This is a genomic window from Mixta hanseatica (assembly GCF_023517775.1).
Classification (GTDB): domain Bacteria; phylum Pseudomonadota; class Gammaproteobacteria; order Enterobacterales; family Enterobacteriaceae; genus Mixta; species Mixta hanseatica.
Genome location: NZ_CP082904.1, coordinates 3,856,867 through 3,872,832, shown reverse-complemented (window position 1 = coordinate 3,872,832; position 15,966 = coordinate 3,856,867). Strand labels below are relative to the sequence as shown.

Sequence of the window (15,966 nt, the reverse complement as noted above, 5' to 3'; positions counted from 1 at the left end):
TGCCCCTACTATTCAGGACTTTATTTATGATCCGGTTGCTCTCTGCTGCTGACCTCTGTCTCAGGCATCGTCTGCAGTCCTGCGCATGGTTAAACGCCCTCGGTTTCGGAGGATGATGTGATTAAACCTCATCTTGATCTTACCGATGCTGACGCGTTAACCGTGCGTCCTACGCTGCGTCAATCGCTGCAGCGTATCCATCTGATTATTATTGTCATTTCAATGTCGATTTCCGGGATCTCGCTATCCACGCTCTCGTTAATCGCGCTACGTAACTACGCGGAAAATAACCTGGCGCTGCTGGCTTCGACGTTAAGCTATACGGTGGAGTCGGCGGTGATTAAAGGCGATGGCGAAATTGTTCGCGCCGCGTTAGCGGAAATTGGCGAACGTGGCTGTTTAGCCAACGGACGGGTGTATGACGGAGAGGGAAGGTTATTGGCCAGTTGGCATACCGCCTCACGTGCGCGGCAAAGCAGCCTGGATCGCCTGATTGCGCGCTGGTTTTTCCCGCAGCCGATAAGTATGCCGGTCACCCACGACGGGAAAGAAGTAGGGCAGATCTGGCTTATCGGTAGCGTGAGTCAGGTAACCCAGTATATCTACAAAACCCTCGCCTGGCTGGCGGCCAGCCTGCTGACGACGGCTACGCTGGCTTCCTTGTTGTCGCGGCGGATGCATGCCGGTGTGATTCAGGCGCTGCAAAGTATTACCGCGGTCACGCAGGATGTACGGCAGCGTCGCGCCTTTGGTCAGCGGGTTCCCGCTGCGGAAATCGCCGAGCTGCATGCGCTCAGCCATGACTTTAATTGTTTGCTGGCCGAACTGGATGAATGGCAAAGTCATATGAAACGTGAACATGATAATCTGGCGCACCAGGCCAGTCATGACAGCCTGACCGGCTTACCGAACCGTATCGCCTTTGAAGAGGCGCTCACTCAGGCTTTTGCTGATACGGCCCAGCGGCAGGGGCTGGCGCTGCTGTTTATTGATGGCGATCGCTTTAAACAGATCAATGATACCTGGGGCCACGCGGCAGGTGACGCCATTATTACCGCCACTGCCCAGCGGCTGCGCGCGCAGGTAAGAAAAACGGATATGGTGGCGCGTCTCGGCGGCGATGAATTTGCTATCCTGCTACGTAATATTACGGAGCCAAAACAGATAGCCAGCGTCGTGCAGCATCTGATGGCCAGCATGGAAAACCCGTTGATCTTGCCAGAAGGCGAGCCGATTGTTTGGTCGTTGAGTATTGGCGCCGCCATGGGGAAAAATGCGCGATCGGCGGAAGGCTTGCTGGCGCAGGCGGATGCCGCCATGTATCACATCAAAGCGCTGGGCGGCGGATGGTATCTGTCGCCGTTGCTGCAAAGCCATCCGCAGGTTGACTTAGCGTAACGCTGGCCCGGCAGGCGCGTCGGGCCATGTCTGACAAGGCTTTAACCGCTGACCGGGCAGCAAATGCCGGTAGTACGCTGGGCATAGCTGCCGATAACGTCGTTACGAGCATAATTAGCGGAACGCTGACGCAGCGCGCTCTGGCGGCGCATACTGTGGCGATAGGCCGTGGGCGTTTGTGAAAACTGACGGCGGAATACACGAGAAAAAGTCTGCTGCGAGTCAAAACCATACTGCATCGCAATATCAAACACTGGACGCTGGGTCAGAGTGAGGGCTTCCGCCGCCAGCGTTAGCCGACGTTCACGAATATAGCTACCCAACGTCTGTTTCGTGACGGTACGGAACATACGTTGCAGATGCCATTTAGAGTAGCCTGCTTTGGCAGCGACTTCATCGATGGACAAATTTTTATCTAAGTTCTGATCAATCCAGTCAGTCAGAGAATGAATAATGTCGTTATGCATCATGACTAAGTCCTTCTGATGAGATTTTACGCGTTGCGGGTTAATGAGGTGGGAGTATAATTCCTCAAGTTAACTTGAGGTAAAGCGCAAAATGAAAAAAAACAGTTATCCAAAACCGGTGCTGACGCCAGGCGAAGTGGCGAAACGTAGCGGGGTAGCGGTTTCCGCGCTGCATTTTTATGAAGCGAAAGGGCTGATCGCCAGCACGCGCAATGGCGGCAACCAGCGGCGCTACAGTCGTGATGTGCTGCGCCGCGTGGCGATTATTAAAATTGCTCAGCGCATCGGTATTCCGCTGGCGACGGTCAGCGAAAGCCTGTCGCATATGCCGACCGATAAGCGTATTTCGCCTAAAGCGTGGCAGGAGTTGACCGATCAATGGCGCACCGAGCTAACAAAACGGATCGAAACCTTAACGCATCTGCGTGACGATCTGGACGGCTGCATCGGCTGCGGCTGTTTATCGATGCGTGACTGCCCGTTGCGTAACCCCGGCGACCGGTTGGCGGAAAAAGGCACCGGCGCGATCCTGCTCGATCCGCAGCGCGAGGAAGAGTAGCCGCTATACTGGAGGCTGGCGCTTAACCACAGGAATCCGTCATGATCGTTGTCCATCATCTGAATAACTCCCGTTCGCAGCGGATCCTTTGGCTACTTGAAGAGCTGGAACTGCCCTATGAAATTCGCCGCTATCAGCGTCAGGCGACGATGCTGGCCCCGGAGGCGCTGAAAAAGGTGCACCCCTTGGGAAAAGCGCCGGTGATTAGCGACGGCGACCGCGTGGTGGCGGAATCGGGCGCGATTCTGGAATATCTGGCTGAGCGCTACGATAGCCAGCAGCTGTTGACGCCGCAGACTGAAGAGGAAAAGCTACAGAGCCGTTACTGGCTGCACTATGCGGAAGGCTCGCTGATGCCGCTGGTAGTGATGCGCCTGATCTTTAGCCGGATGGGCAAGCCGCCGGTGCCCTGGCTGTTGCGTCCCGTCGGCGCGGCGTTCGGCAACGGCGTGCGTAAGGGCTTTATTGATAAGCAACTGGCCACGCATCGTCAGTTTATCGAGCAGCATTTAACCGGCCATCCCTGGTTTGCCGGTCAGCGGCTTACGCTGGCTGATTTTCAAATGAGCTTTCCCATTCAGGGCCTGGCGGCGCGTGGCGGGTTGGATAATATGCCAGCCACGCAGGCCTGGCTGGATAATATTATGCGTCGTCCCGCCTGGCAGCGCGCCATTCAGCAGGGCGGCGAGCTCAACCTGGCGGCGGAATAGCCGCCTGCACGCGGCGTGAAACTCTCTTCCTGCGAATTATCCTGGTTCGGGTAGATATAGCAGTTGAAAATATGCCTGCAAAGGCAGGATAATCGTTTGCCTTTTTACAGGCCGCTGTTGCGGCCTCATTTGCGCGGCGAAGTAATCGTTTGCTTTTTTAACTGGCGTCGGCTGTTCATTTCAACGCCAGCATTTATCCAGGGACATTAAAAAACGGTGCGCTCTGCTCGCCGCGCAGGCTGTTATCCAAAAATAATGAGGTTTTCATGTCGACTCCAACACAACCCGCGCGTCGCTCGCTTGACGGCTGGTTCCAAATTTCTGCGCGTGGCAGCAGTGTGCGTCAGGAGATCCTGGCGGGTTTAACCACCTTCCTGGCGATGGTCTATTCCGTGATCGTGGTGCCGGGAATGCTGGGCAAGGCGGGCTTTCCTCCCGCGGCGGTTTTTGTTTCCACCTGTCTGGTCGCCAGCTTCGGTTCCATTATTATGGGGCTGTGGGCAAACCTGCCGATGGCTATCGGCTGCGCTATCTCCCTGACTGCTTTTACCGCCTTTAGCCTGGTGCTGGGACAGCAAATCAGCATTCCGGTTGCGCTGGGCGCGGTTTTCCTGATGGGCGTGCTGTTTACCCTGATCTCCGCCACCGGCATTCGCGCCTGGATCCTGCGTAATCTGCCGATGGGCGTGGCGCACGGCACCGGCGTCGGCATTGGCCTGTTTTTACTGCTCATCGCCGCGGATGGTGTCGGCCTGGTGGTGAAAAACCCGGCTCCTGGCCTGCCGGTGGCGTTGGGCCACTTTACCTCTTTCCCGGTTATCATGTCGCTGATCGGCCTGGCAGCCATTTTTGGTCTGGAAAAACGTCGCGTGCCGGGCGGCATCTTGCTAACGATTATTGCTATTTCCCTGATCGGCCTGGCGGTGGATCCGGCCGTTAGCTTTAAAGGTTTATTTGCCATGCCCAGCCTGCGCGATGCCAACGGCGAGTCGCTGCTGTTCAGCCTGGATATCGGCGGCGCGCTGCAGGCGGCGGTGCTGCCGAGCGTGCTGGCGCTGGTGATGACGGCAGTATTCGACGCGACCGGTACTATCCGCGCCGTGGCCGGGCAGGCTAACCTGCTGGATAAAGAGGGTCAGATTATCAGCGGCGGTAAAGCGTTAACCACCGACTCGGTCAGCAGCATTTTTGCCGGTTTAGTCGGCGCATCGCCCGCAGCGGTTTATATCGAATCGGCGACGGGAACGGCGGCAGGCGGCAAGACCGGCCTGACGGCAATCGTGGTCGGTCTGCTGTTTCTGTTGATCCTGTTTATGTCGCCGCTGGCTTATCTGGTTCCCGCCTACGCCACGGCACCGGCGCTGATGTATGTTGGCCTGCTGATGTTAAGCAACGTGGCGAAAATCGACTTTAATGACTTTGTCGATGCGATGTCCGGTCTGCTGACGGCGGTCTTTATCGTACTGACCTGCAATATCGTCACCGGCATTATGCTGGGCTTCGGTTCGCTGGTGATTGGCCGAGTGTTCGCTGGCGAATGGCGTCGGCTGAATATCGGCACCGTGATTATCGCTATCGCTCTGGTGGCGTTCTATGCCGGAGGCTGGGCGCTCTGATGATTCTGGCGCGGCCCCAGGGCCGCGCTTTTCTCTACCTTTCCATCAAACTCCCTCTGATTTATTTCATCTACAGAGAAATATCCTGAAGCGTAGCGATCGCACGCCTTGTTTTTAACAGGTTTAACGTTTTGTTTTACACTGCTACAGGGGAACCCCCTCAGGGTAATCGATTCACATACGCCTGTTGGAAGAGGCTATAAGGAAAGCATGGAAATCTTTTTTACTATTCTCATTATGACTCTGGTGGTGTCGCTCTCCGGCGTCGCTGCCCGTATTATTCCGTTCCAGATCCCTCTGCCGCTGGTGCAAATCGCCGCCGGTGCGCTGTTGGCATGGCCAACCTTTGGCCTGCATGTGGATTTCGATCCGGAACTGTTTCTGGTGCTGTTTATTCCGCCGTTGCTGTTTGCCGACGGCTGGAAAACACCGGTTAATGAATTTCTGCATCATGGCCGGGAAATCATGGGACTGGCCTTAGTGCTGGTACTGATTACGGTAGTGGGTATTGGCTATCTGATCTACTGGATGGTGCCGGGCATTCCGCTGGTGCCGGCCTTTGCGCTGGCGGCGGTGCTGTCGCCTACCGATGCCGTCGCACTCTCCGGCATTGTGGGCGAAGGGCGTATTCCCAAAAAGATTATGTCGATACTACAGGGCGAAGCGTTGATGAATGACGCATCCGGCCTGGTTTCGCTGAAGTTTGCCGTCGCGGTGGCGATGGGAACGATGGTCTTTACCGTTTCCGGCGCAACGGTGGAATTTTTGAAAGTAGCGATTGGCGGTCTGCTGGCAGGTGCTGCGGTCTGCTGGCTGTTTGGTAAGTCGCTGCGTCTGTTCAGTCGTCTGAGCGGTGACGATCCCGCCACGCAAACCGTACTGCTGCTGCTGCTGCCGTTCGCTTCCTATCTGATTGCGGAACACCTGGGCGTATCGGGCATCCTGGCGGCAGTAGCGGCCGGCATGATGATCACCCGCTCCGGCATTATGCGCCGTGCGCCGCTGGCAATGCGTCTGCGTGCTAACAGCGTCTGGCAGATGCTGGAGTTCGTGTTTAACGGCATGGTGTTCCTGATGCTGGGCCTGCAGCTGCCGGGGATTCTGGAAACCTCCATTACCGAAGCCAACGCCGATCCTAATGTTGAGCTGTGGATGCTGTTTACCGACATTCTGCTGATTTACGCCGCGCTGATGCTGGTACGCTTTAGCTGGCTGTGGACCATGCAGCGGATCAGTAAACGTTTCCTGAGCAAAAAGCCGATGGAGTTCAGCAGCTACAGCTCACGTGAGCTATTGATCGCCTCCGTGGCAGGGGTGCGCGGTGCGATTACGCTGGCCGGTGTGCTGTCGATTCCTTTATTCCTGCCTAACGGCGATGCGTTTCCAGGGCGTTATGAACTGGTCTTCCTCGCCACCGGCGTCATTCTGTTCTCGCTGTTTATCGGCGTGATTGTTTTGCCTTTGCTGCTGCGCGGCATTGATGGTGTTGATAAGGCGGTGCATCGTCGCGAGCTACAGCAGGCGCGGGCGATCATGGCGGGCGTAGCGATCGAAAGCCTGTACAAGATGGAAGAGCGTCTGGCGCATGATACGGAAGAGAACGTGGATAACGAGCTGCTTAAAGAGGTAAGCTCGCGCGTTATCGGCAACCTGCGTCGCCGCGCCGACGGACAGAGCGATCTGGATAACGCGCATATCGTCGAGGATCTGGAACGCCGCTTCCGTCTTACCGCGCTACGCGCCGAGCGCGCCGAGTTGTACCATCTGCGCGCCACGCAGAAAATCAGCAATGAAACCATGCAGAAATTGCTGCGCGATCTCGACCTGCTGGAAGCGTTACTGGTAGAGAAAGATCATTAAGCACATCAGGCGGGCAGCCCTGTCCGCCTAGACCGATAGGGTGGGCGCGTCGCCCGGCCAGTACTCACGGCAGCAATCAATCCACGCCTGCGCGCTGCGGGAAAGATAGCTGCCCTCTCGCCAGAGTAATCCCAGCGTCCAGGCCAGCTCCGATTCCAGCGGTAACCACAACAGTGATTGCCTGTCCAGCCGCTGACAGATTGGTTCCGGTAAAATCGCCACGCCCATTCCCGCCTGCACCATTGCCGCCAGGAAATCCCACTGTCCGCTGCGTACTGCTATTTGCGGCGTCAGCTCTTCGCGCTGAAAAGCCTGCTTTAGCTGGCGATTAAGCGAAAACTCTTCATTAAAAATCAGCAGTGGATGCTGGGTAACTTCCGCCAGGGAGACGCTGTTACGATCCAGCCAGGGTGCGGCGCGCGGCACCAGCACGCAGAGCGGATGATGCATCAGCGTAAGCGTATTCAGCGGCAGCTGTTCATCTATCGGCAGGGCGGTGAGCGCTAAATCAAGGCTGCCGGAAAGCACCGCTTCCTGCACCGTCAGTCCGCCAGACTCGACGATTTTTAGCGTGATGCCGGGATAGCGCTGGCGAAAGGCAGAGACGGAGCCGGCTATTTGCATGCCGACCATCGGCGGCACGCCCAGGCGCAGCTCACCGGTTTTTAGCTGGTTGATATCGCCAATTTCCAGCTCCAGCTGCTTGAATTCCTGCAGGATCATCAGCCCGCGCTGATAAACCACCTGGCCGCTGTCGGTCAGGTGCAACCGACGGCCTTCACGTAGCAACAGCGTGCAATTCAGCTCATCTTCCAGCTGGCGTAGCATTTTGCTGATGGTCGGCTGCGTAACGAATAGCGCTTCAGCCGCCCGGGTAAAGCTTTGCTGACGTACCACCTCAATAAAATAACGCAACGCCCGCACATCCATGAACTATTCCTTTTGTGCATAGTTTGGATAATTTTAATTCATTTTTTTCACCCTTTGCCAGCGCCGTATACTGACAGCCATCACAGTAACAGAAGGAGAGAAGATCTATGGCCGTGGCCTTAAGCCCGCAAAAAACGGCATGGGTGCAACGTCTGCAGGTGCCGTTACAGGTCGCTATCTATATCGGTCTGTTTATCTGCGCGCAACAATTGGTAAGCTGGCTACATCTGCCGTTGCCAGCCAATATTGTTGGCATGCTACTACTGCTGGCGCTGTTGGCGCTGCGCGTTATGCCGCTGAAATGGGTGAAGGCGGGCGGCAACTGGCTACTGGCGGAAATGCTACTGTTCTTTGTCCCGGCAGTGGTGGCGGTAGTCAATTATGGCGATCTGCTAAAAACCGAAGGCTGGCGTATCTGCGTGGTCATCGCGCTAAGTACCATGATGGTGCTGGCGGCGACGGCGCTGGTGGTCGACAGGGTTTACCGGCTGGAAATCTGGCTGGCGCAACGTAAGCAGGCGCGCCATGAATAACCTCATTATTAGCCTGCTCTGTTTTATCGCTACGCTGTGCATCTACTTCCTTAATAAACGGCTCTATCGCCGCTGGCGCAGGTTGCTGCTGATGCCGCTGGTGCTGACGCCGCTGCTGCTGGTGGGCATGTTGCTAATCATGCATATCTCCTGGCAGAGCTATATCAGCGAGAGCCGCTGGCTGCTGTGGCTGCTCGGCCCGGCGACCCTGGCGTTTGCGGTACCGGTTTATGAAAACCAGACGATTATCCGGCGGCACTGGCTATCGCTGACGGTAGGCGTGTTCACCGCCACGCTGGTCGCGGTATGCAGCTCGGTCTGGCTGGCGCGCCTGCTGGCGCTACCGGAGATTATTCAGCGCAGCCTGGCGATACGCTCCATTACCACGCCCTTTGCGCTGGCGGCGGCAAAGCAGGTGGGTGGTCAGCCCGATCTGGTGGCGTTGTTCGTAGTGATCACCGGCGTATTCGGCATGGCGGTCGGTGACGTGCTGTTTCTGCGTCTGGCGGTAAAACAGGGGATGGCGAAAGGCGCCGGTTTTGGCGCGGCATCGCACGGCGCCGGTACCGCACGCGCGTATGAACTGGGACAGCAGGAAGGGGTGGTCTCCAGCCTGGTAATGATGCTATCTGGCGTGGTAACCGTCATTATCGCCCCGCTGATTAGCCAAATAATGTGGGCGGCGCAGTAGGCCGCGGCCGCATGGCCCACGGCTAAAAAAACAGGGCCGTAGCGGCCCTGTTGGTAACGAAGTGAATCAGGTGATGAGCAGCCGATCAGTGCGCCTTGCCCTGATCGATGCCCAGCCCGGTTTGCGAACGCACAAACTGCGCGCGGAACAGCTGACGCTCCTGGGCGCCCTGAGCCGAATGGTCAGTAACAGAGAACAGCCAGGTGCCGATAAACGCCACCAGCATGGAGAACAGTGCCGGATACTCGTATGGGAACACCGGAGCGGCATTGCCCAGCACCTGAACCCATACGGTCGGGCCGAGGATCATTAATATCACCGCGGTTAACAGACCCAGCCAGCCGCCCACCATCGCGCCGCGTGTGGTGAGCCTTGACCAGTACATCGACAGTAGGATAATCGGGAAGTTACAGCTGGCGGCGATTGAGAAGGCCAGCCCCACCATAAAGGCGATGTTCTGCTTCTCAAACAAAATGCCCAGCGCGATAGCTACCACGCCCAGCACCAGCACGGTGATTTTCGATACACGCAGCTCCTCGCGTTCGTTGGCCTGGCCCTTGCGCAGCACGCTGGCGTACAGGTCATGCGAAACAGCGGAGGCGCCTGCCAGCGTCAGTCCGGCAACCACCGCCAGGATGGTAGCGAACGCCACCGCTGAAATAAAGCCGAGGAAGGTGCTGCCGCCTACCGCGTTCGCCAGATGCACCGCCGCCATGTTATTGCCGCCGATCAGCGCGCCGGTAGCATCCTTAAACATCGGGTTGGCGCCTACCAGCAGGATCGCGCCAAAGCCGATAATGAAGGTCAGGAAATAGAAGTACCCCATAAAGCCGGTGGCCCAGAACACGCTTTTACGCGCTTCGCGGGCGTCGCTGACGGTAAAGAAGCGCATCAAAATATGCGGCAGCCCGGCAGTACCGAACATCAGCCCCAGCCCCAGCGACAGCGCCGAAATCGGGTCGTTAACCAGTCCGCCGGGGCGCATAATCGCCTGGCCTTTGGGATGCACCGCCATCGCCTCGGTAAACAGCGTATTAAAGCTGAAGCCGACTGATTTCATTACCATAATCGCCATAAACGAGGCACCGAACAGCAGCAGCACCGCCTTGATAATCTGCACCCATGTGGTGGCCAGCATGCCGCCGAACAGCACATACAGCACCATCAGAATGCCTACCAGCACCACGGCGACGTGATAATCCAGGCCAAACAGTAGCTGAATCAATTTGCCCGCGCCCACCATCTGCGCAATCAGGTAAAGCGCCACCACCACCAGCGAACCACAGGCGGAGAGCGTGCGGATCGGCTTCTGCTGTAAGCGGTAAGAGGCGACATCGGCAAAGGTATAGCGCCCCAGATTACGCAGCCGCTCGGCAATCAGAAACAGAATAATCGGCCAGCCGACCAGGAAGCCCAGCGAGTAGATCAGGCCGTCGTAGCCGGAGGTGTAAACCAGCGCGGAAATACCAAGGAACGAGGCGGCGGACATAAAGTCGCCAGCGATCGCCAGGCCATTTTGGAAGCCGGTGATATTGCCGCCGGCGGTATAATAATCACTGCGCGAGCGGGTACGTTTAGAGGCCCACCAGGTAATCCCCAGCGTGAAAGCGACAAAGGCCAGAAACATAATAATGGCCTGGTAGTTGGTTCCCTGTTTTTGCACCGCGCCGGTCAGCGCATCGGCGGCCAGCAGCGGCAGAGGGAACAGCAGAGCGAGCCCCGCGGCAAAGCGTTTCAGCCCGTTCATTATTTCACCTCATTCAGGATCTGTTTGGTCAGACGATCGAACTCGCCGTTAGCGCGCCAGACGTATACGCCGGTAAGCAGGAAGGAGATCACAATCAGGCCGACGCCAAGAGGGATACCGCGCGTCACGTTGGTGCCTTCGTGTAGCGGGGTTCCCAACCAGTTGGGTGCGAAGGCGATAAGCAGAATAAAGCCGACATACAGAATAAGCATAATGAGGGTGAGGATCAGCGCGAAACGCTGGCGCTTTTGCACCAGCAGTTTAAAGCGCGCGCTGTTCTCTATTCGGGCATAGATAGCGTCGTTCATTACAGCGTCTCCAGAGGTAAGAAAAGCTCACAGGATTTTTTATCGTGTTATGACGTCTGTTTTTTAGCGGCTGGAAGATCTAGCCGTATCGCTTGCTGACTACGCCGGGCAGCCGTGAGCCGCCCGTCGGCTATGGCATGGTAATCCCCTGTTTTTCCTCGAGCAGTTTTTCCACCACGCCAGGATCGGCCAGCGTAGAGGTATCGCCCAGATTGCTGGTATCGCCCGTGGCGATTTTGCGCAAAATACGCCGCATAATCTTACCGGAGCGGGTTTTAGGCAGTGAATCGGTCCAGTGCAGCACGTCCGGCGTGGCGATGGGCCCGATCTCTTTACGCACCCAGTTGCGCACTTCCGTATACAGCTCGGGAGAGGGTTCCTCGCCGTGATTCAGGGTGATATAGGCATAGATCGCCTGGCCTTTAATTGAGTGAGGGATGCCGACCACGGCCGCTTCGGCGATCTTGGCGTGGGAAACCAGCGCAGATTCGATTTCAGCGGTACCCAGGCGATGGCCGGAGACGTTCAATACATCATCCACGCGGCCGGTGATCCAGTAATAGCCATCCTCATCACGTCGCGCGCCGTCGCCGCTGAAGTACATATTTTTAAAGGTGGAGAAATAGGTCTGTTCAAAGCGCTCATGATCGCCAAACAGGGTGCGCGCCTGGCCCGGCCAGGAATCGACGATCACCAGGTTGCCTTCGCAGGCGCCTTCCTGCGAATGCCCTTCGTTATCCACCAGTGCGGGCTGAACGCCGAAGAAAGGACGGGTAGCCGACCCCGGCTTCAGTTCGGTGGCGCCGGGCAGAGGCGTAATCATGAAACCGCCGGTTTCGGTTTGCCACCAGGTATCAACAATGGGACAGCGACTGTCGCCAATTTTTTTGTAATACCACTCCCAGGCTTCCGGGTTAATCGGCTCGCCGACCGAGCCCATAATACGCAGCGAAGCGCGGCTGGTGCCGGTAATCGCCTTATCACCTTCGGCCATCAAAGCACGAATCGCGGTAGGCGCGGTATACAGCAGCGTGACCTTATGTTTATCGATCACTTCCGCCATGCGGCTTGGCTGCGGCCAGTTGGGGACGCCTTCAAACATCAGCGTGGTTGCGCCGCAGGCCAGCGGTCCGTAGACCAGATAGCTGTGACCGGTAATCCAGCCGACGTCGGCGGTACACCAGTACACGTCGCCGGGGTGATGATCAAACACATATTTAAAGGTGGTGGCGGCGTAGACCAGGTAGCCGCCGGTGGTGTGCAGCACGCCTTTCGGCTTGCCGGTGGAGCCGGAGGTATAAAGGATAAATAGCGGATCTTCGGCGTTCATCTCTTCCGGCTGATGATGCGCGCAGGCGCTGTTCATCTGCTCGTGCCACCAGCGGTCGCGTCCATTTTGCCAGTTAATCTCATTACCGGTACGCTTCAGTACCACCACATGATTAATGGTAGTCACACCCGGATTTTTTAGCGCGTCATCGACGTTTTTCTTCAGCGGAATGGTGCGGCCGGCACGGATGCCTTCATCCGCAGTGATCACCAGCTTCGCGCTGGAATCGATAATACGTCCGGCCACCGCCTCTGGCGAGAAGCCGCCGAAGATCACCGAATGCACCGCGCCGATACGTGCGCAGGCCAGCATGGCGATAGCCGCTTCCGGCACCATCGGCATATAGATCGCCACCACATCGCCTTTTTTGATTTCCAGTTCTTTAAGGACGTTAGAGAAGCGGCAAACCTCGCGATGCAGGTCGCGATAAGTCAGGGTTTTACTTTCACTGGCGTCATCGCCTTCCCAGATAATCGCCGGATGATCGCCACGCTCGTGCAGATGCCGGTCAAGGCAGTTAGCGGCCAAATTCAGCGTGCCGTCTTCATACCAGCGAATACTGATATTTCCGGGGGCAAAAGAGGTGTTTTTTATTTTGCTGTAGGGCTTAATCCAGTCCAGTATCTTGCCCTGCTCGCCCCAGAACGCATCGGGGTCCTGTACCGATTGCTGGTACATTGCCTGGTACTGTTCTGCATTAATCAGGGTATTTTCCGCAATACTGGCGGGAACGGGATGCTTAATTATTTGGCTCATGGCTGATCTCCTTGAAGTTGTTAATGATATGTCAATCAAAGGTTAAAGACAGCGAGGAGCAGCGCTTTGTTTCTTTTTTGCGCGACAGATCACGGGAATAGTAAACGCGATGAAAAGTGCAGGGTTTTTATCAGCCAGATGGCAAAAAATAATCTCTTATTGTCTGATTAAGTGTAGGTAATAGCGCGATGAATTGTTGAAAAAATCAGCAAACGATATCGGCCCGTTAATGCATAGCTATGCTAAAAATATACCCTATATTACTTTTTAGAACATAGAGTTAGTGAATCGATAACCTAAAGGCATTTATCGTGCGATAACGCAATCAGACGAAACGGAGAGTCGCAAAGGTTGCTTTTCGCCCGTCGATAATGGTACTTATCAACGGCCCTTTTCCGGGTAATACCATCAATGACCCTCGATTTTACCGGACTTTGTCCATTTCCCTTATATGTGTCAGCGTCCGCGCTTCTCAGGCGGAATCAGGGTTTGTTAAGGAAATGAAACACTATGAAAGGTTTTAAAATCAGCCTTGCCTGGCAAATACTGATTGCATTGGTGCTGGGTGTCATCGTTGGTGCGATTTTGCATAATCAGCCTGAGGATCGTGAATGGTTAATCACCAATATCCTCTCGCCCGCCGGTGATATCTTTATTCATCTGATCAAGATGATTGTTGTGCCTATTGTTATCTCTACCTTAGTGGTGGGTATTGCTGGTGTAGGCGACGCAAAGAAACTGGGACGTATCGGCGTTAAAACAATTGTTTACTTTGAAGTGATTACCACCATTGCCATCGTGGTAGGGATTACCCTGGCGAATGTTTTCCAGCCTGGCACCGGCATTGATATGTCGACGCTGGCAACGGTGGATATCTCTAAATATGAAGCGACGACTGAACAGGTACAGAGTGGGGCGCACAGCCTGGTTGTTACCATACTGTCGCTGATCCCGCAGAATATTTTCGCGGCGATCGCCAAGGGCGATATGTTGCCGATTATCTTCTTCTCAGTGCTGTTTGGTCTGGGGCTTTCATCGCTGCCGTCAGAACATCGTGATCCGCTGGTGAAAGTGTTCCGCTCCGTGTCGGAAACCATGTTTAAAGTGACGCATATGATCATGCGCTATGCGCCGGTAGGCGTGTTTGCTCTGATCGCTGTGACTATCGCCAACTTCGGTTTCTCCTCGCTGTGGCCGCTGGCGAAGCTGGTGCTGCTGGTGTACGCCGCTATCCTGTTCTTCGCCTTTGTGGTGCTGGGCGCGGTGGCGCGTCTCTGTAAGCTGAAAATTACCACGCTGATGCGCATTCTGAAGGATGAGCTGATCCTCTCTTACTCTACTTCCAGTTCCGAAACGGTGCTGCCGCGCATCATGGAGAAGATGGAGGCCTACGGCGCGCCGAAAGCCATCACCAGCTTTGTGGTGCCGACCGGTTACTCATTCAATCTGGACGGTTCCACCCTGTACCAAAGCATCGCAGCAATTTTTATCGCTCAGCTGTACGGCATCGACCTGTCGCTGATGGATGAAATTGTGCTGGTGCTGACGCTGATGGTGACCTCAAAAGGTATTGCCGGCGTGCCGGGCGTTTCGTTTGTGGTACTGTTAGCAACGCTGGGCAGCGTTGGCATCCCGCTGGAAGGTCTGGCGTTTATCGCTGGCGTCGACCGCATCATGGATATGGCGCGTACCGCGCTGAACGTGGTGGGCAACGCGCTGGCGGTGCTGGTTATTGCCAAGTGGGAAAACCAGTTCGATAACGCTCAGGCGGAAGAATATGAGCAGCAGCTGCGGATACAAACCGCGCGCTAAGTTGCTATTAGCTTTAACGCCGCCCTGGCATCATGCCCGGGCGGCTTTTTTTTGCCTGCCGCAAAGCGTTATGGCATGCACTGTTCCATTCCAGCGGTAGGTTGCTCATTATAGGGCGTTAAAATCGGTTTCCTGCATCAGGTTTAAAAGGGAGTTGCTATGAGTCTCGATCTGTCACGTATGATCACTGAAAGCCGCAATCCGGCCAGTGAAAACATTGATGAACTGACGACGGAGGCGATGCTGCGCGTTATCAATAATGAAGATAAAAAGGTCGCGCTGGCCGTCGAGGCTATCGTGCCGCAGATAGCGCAGGCGGTCGATGCGATTACCGCCGCGTTTCAACGCGGAGGCCGCCTGATTTACAGCGGCGCAGGCACCTCCGGACGGTTGGGTATTCTGGATGCCAGTGAATGCCCGCCAACCTTCGGCACACCGCGTGAGCAAGTAGTCGGGTTAATAGCCGGCGGACATCAGGCCATTTTACAGGCGGTGGAAAACGCGGAAGATAAGGCGGAAATGGGCGCGGCGGATTTACAGGCTCTTCAGTTTACCGAGCGAGATGTACTGGTCGGCATTGCCGCCAGCGGACGTACGCCCTATGTGCTGGGCGCGTTGGCCTATGCCCAACGTCAGGGAGCTATGACCGTTGCGCTGACCTGTAACCCTGACAGCGAGATGGCGCGCGTGGCGCAGATTGCTTTAACGCCGGTTGTCGGGCCGGAAGTGGTTACCGGCTCTTCGCGCATGAAGGCCGGAACGGCGCAAAAGCTGGTGTTAAATATGCTGACCACCGGCGCGATGATCCGCAGCGGAAAAGTGTTCGGTAATCTGATGGTGGATGTGGAAGCCACCAATCAGAAACTGGTGCAGCGTCAGATTAACATCGTCAGGCAGGCGACCGACTGTAACGCGGACACGGCACGGGCGGCGCTGGCGGCCTGCGACGGCCATTGCAAAACCGCCATCCTGATGGTGATGGGGCAGTTATCAGCGCCCGAGGCTATCCGTTTGCTGGCGCAGAATCAGGGCTTCATTCGTCAGGCGCTGCAGCAAGCGTTGGCTCAACAACCGTAATTCCCCACCAGGCGGCTAGCCGACAGGCCCAAAAGGTTAGCTGCCCGATCCCTCGCTTTTTAATCTTTTAAACATTTATTTTTTTACTCTAAATAAAAATTTATGGTTTTGATTAACCGGGTTTTTTATGCTGCTTTTTTCAGCATGCCCCAGGCGTAATGCTTAAAACGCG

Annotated in this window: 14 protein-coding genes; 9 read left to right on the top strand and 5 right to left on the bottom strand. The window is 56.0% G+C overall.

What is annotated here, in order from left to right:
* Positions 1-117: 117 nt before the first annotated feature.
* Positions 118-1,398: a diguanylate cyclase DgcN/YfiN gene (dgcN, locus tag K6958_RS18410; protein ID WP_249892459.1), complete on the top strand. Its 1,281-nt coding sequence runs from the start codon at positions 118-120 to the stop codon at positions 1,396-1,398.
* Between the two features lie 41 nt (positions 1,399-1,439).
* On the opposite strand, the gene soxS is transcribed toward dgcN, so the two are convergent.
* Positions 1,440-1,868, bottom strand: a complete 429-nt coding sequence (gene soxS / locus K6958_RS18405) for a superoxide response transcriptional regulator SoxS (RefSeq protein ID WP_249892458.1) — start codon at positions 1,866-1,868, stop codon at positions 1,440-1,442.
* 88 nt (positions 1,869-1,956) lie between these two features.
* Here soxS and soxR point away from each other — a divergent pair, with 88 nt between their 5' ends.
* The 4 genes from soxR to K6958_RS18385 all read left to right on the top strand — a co-directional run bounded on the left by soxR (position 1,957) and on the right by K6958_RS18385 (position 6,610).
* The gene (gene soxR, locus K6958_RS18400) at positions 1,957-2,424 is read left to right on the top strand and encodes a redox-sensitive transcriptional activator SoxR (RefSeq protein ID WP_249892457.1); all 468 of its coding nucleotides are present in this window, start codon (positions 1,957-1,959) and stop codon (positions 2,422-2,424) included.
* Between the two features lie 41 nt (positions 2,425-2,465).
* Positions 2,466-3,134, top strand: coding sequence for a glutathione S-transferase family protein (locus tag K6958_RS18395; RefSeq protein ID WP_249892456.1), 669 nt, complete (start codon positions 2,466-2,468; stop codon positions 3,132-3,134).
* A gap of 266 nt (positions 3,135-3,400) precedes the next feature.
* Positions 3,401-4,750 carry an NCS2 family permease gene (locus tag K6958_RS18390; RefSeq protein WP_249892455.1) on the top strand — a complete coding sequence of 450 codons (1,350 nt, stop codon included), beginning with the start codon at positions 3,401-3,403 and terminating at the stop codon, positions 4,748-4,750.
* Between the two features lie 210 nt (positions 4,751-4,960).
* Positions 4,961-6,610 (top strand): Na+/H+ antiporter, encoded by a 1,650-nt coding sequence (locus K6958_RS18385; protein WP_249892454.1) that lies wholly within the window; start codon positions 4,961-4,963, stop codon positions 6,608-6,610.
* A 27-nt stretch (positions 6,611-6,637) separates the two neighbouring features.
* Here K6958_RS18385 and K6958_RS18380 read toward each other — a convergent pair whose 3' ends face one another.
* Entirely contained in the window at positions 6,638-7,540 is a 903-nt protein-coding gene (locus K6958_RS18380; RefSeq protein ID WP_249892453.1) for a LysR family transcriptional regulator, read from the bottom strand.
* A gap of 107 nt (positions 7,541-7,647) precedes the next feature.
* Between K6958_RS18380 and K6958_RS18375 the strand changes: the two genes are divergently transcribed.
* A complete protein-coding gene (locus K6958_RS18375) occupies positions 7,648-8,073 on the top strand; it encodes a CidA/LrgA family protein (protein WP_249892452.1) in 426 nt (141 codons plus the stop codon).
* Positions 8,066-8,764, top strand: coding sequence for an LrgB family protein (locus tag K6958_RS18370; protein ID WP_249892451.1), 699 nt, complete (start codon positions 8,066-8,068; stop codon positions 8,762-8,764). The genes K6958_RS18375 and K6958_RS18370 overlap by 8 nt, the downstream gene beginning before the upstream one ends.
* Positions 8,765-8,849: 85 nt before the next feature.
* On the opposite strand, the gene actP is transcribed toward K6958_RS18370, so the two are convergent.
* The 3 genes from actP to acs all read right to left on the bottom strand — a co-directional run bounded on the left by actP (position 8,850) and on the right by acs (position 12,905).
* Positions 8,850-10,511, bottom strand: coding sequence for a cation/acetate symporter ActP (gene actP / locus K6958_RS18365; RefSeq protein ID WP_249892450.1), 1,662 nt, complete (start codon positions 10,509-10,511; stop codon positions 8,850-8,852).
* On the bottom strand, positions 10,511-10,819 hold the full coding sequence (locus tag K6958_RS18360; RefSeq protein ID WP_249892449.1) for a DUF485 domain-containing protein: 309 nt from the start codon (positions 10,817-10,819) through the stop codon (positions 10,511-10,513). The genes actP and K6958_RS18360 overlap by 1 nt, the downstream gene beginning before the upstream one ends.
* A gap of 130 nt (positions 10,820-10,949) precedes the next feature.
* Positions 10,950-12,905 (bottom strand): acetate--CoA ligase, encoded by a 1,956-nt coding sequence (acs, locus tag K6958_RS18355; protein ID WP_249892448.1) that lies wholly within the window; start codon positions 12,903-12,905, stop codon positions 10,950-10,952.
* Positions 12,906-13,415: 510 nt separating this feature from the next.
* Here acs and gltP point away from each other — a divergent pair.
* Both gltP and murQ read left to right on the top strand, forming a co-directional pair.
* Positions 13,416-14,717, top strand: coding sequence for a glutamate/aspartate:proton symporter GltP (gene gltP, locus K6958_RS18350; RefSeq protein WP_249892447.1), 1,302 nt, complete (start codon positions 13,416-13,418; stop codon positions 14,715-14,717).
* A 159-nt stretch (positions 14,718-14,876) separates the two neighbouring features.
* Entirely contained in the window at positions 14,877-15,794 is a 918-nt protein-coding gene (murQ, locus tag K6958_RS18345) for an N-acetylmuramic acid 6-phosphate etherase (RefSeq protein WP_249892446.1), read from the top strand.
* Positions 15,795-15,966 lie beyond the last annotated feature (172 nt).

What these genes read in the sequence shown, in the direction of transcription:
- soxS (WP_249892458.1), bottom strand. Translation starts at nt 1,868, where the DNA reads ATGATGCATAACGACATTATTCATTCTCTGACTGACTGGATTGATCAG.
- soxR (WP_249892457.1), top strand. Translation starts at nt 1,957, where the DNA reads ATGAAAAAAAACAGTTATCCAAAACCGGTGCTGACGCCAGGCGAAGTG.
- K6958_RS18395 (WP_249892456.1), top strand. Translation starts at nt 2,466, where the DNA reads ATGATCGTTGTCCATCATCTGAATAACTCCCGTTCGCAGCGGATCCTT.
- K6958_RS18390 (WP_249892455.1), top strand. Translation starts at nt 3,401, where the DNA reads ATGTCGACTCCAACACAACCCGCGCGTCGCTCGCTTGACGGCTGGTTC.
- K6958_RS18385 (WP_249892454.1), top strand. Translation starts at nt 4,961, where the DNA reads ATGGAAATCTTTTTTACTATTCTCATTATGACTCTGGTGGTGTCGCTC.
- K6958_RS18380 (WP_249892453.1), bottom strand. Translation starts at nt 7,540, where the DNA reads ATGGATGTGCGGGCGTTGCGTTATTTTATTGAGGTGGTACGTCAGCAA.
- K6958_RS18375 (WP_249892452.1), top strand. Translation starts at nt 7,648, where the DNA reads ATGGCCGTGGCCTTAAGCCCGCAAAAAACGGCATGGGTGCAACGTCTG.
- K6958_RS18370 (WP_249892451.1), top strand. Translation starts at nt 8,066, where the DNA reads ATGAATAACCTCATTATTAGCCTGCTCTGTTTTATCGCTACGCTGTGC.
- actP (WP_249892450.1), bottom strand. Translation starts at nt 10,511, where the DNA reads ATGAACGGGCTGAAACGCTTTGCCGCGGGGCTCGCTCTGCTGTTCCCT.
- K6958_RS18360 (WP_249892449.1), bottom strand. Translation starts at nt 10,819, where the DNA reads ATGAACGACGCTATCTATGCCCGAATAGAGAACAGCGCGCGCTTTAAA.
- acs (WP_249892448.1), bottom strand. Translation starts at nt 12,905, where the DNA reads ATGAGCCAAATAATTAAGCATCCCGTTCCCGCCAGTATTGCGGAAAAT.
- gltP (WP_249892447.1), top strand. Translation starts at nt 13,416, where the DNA reads ATGAAAGGTTTTAAAATCAGCCTTGCCTGGCAAATACTGATTGCATTG.
- murQ (WP_249892446.1), top strand. Translation starts at nt 14,877, where the DNA reads ATGAGTCTCGATCTGTCACGTATGATCACTGAAAGCCGCAATCCGGCC.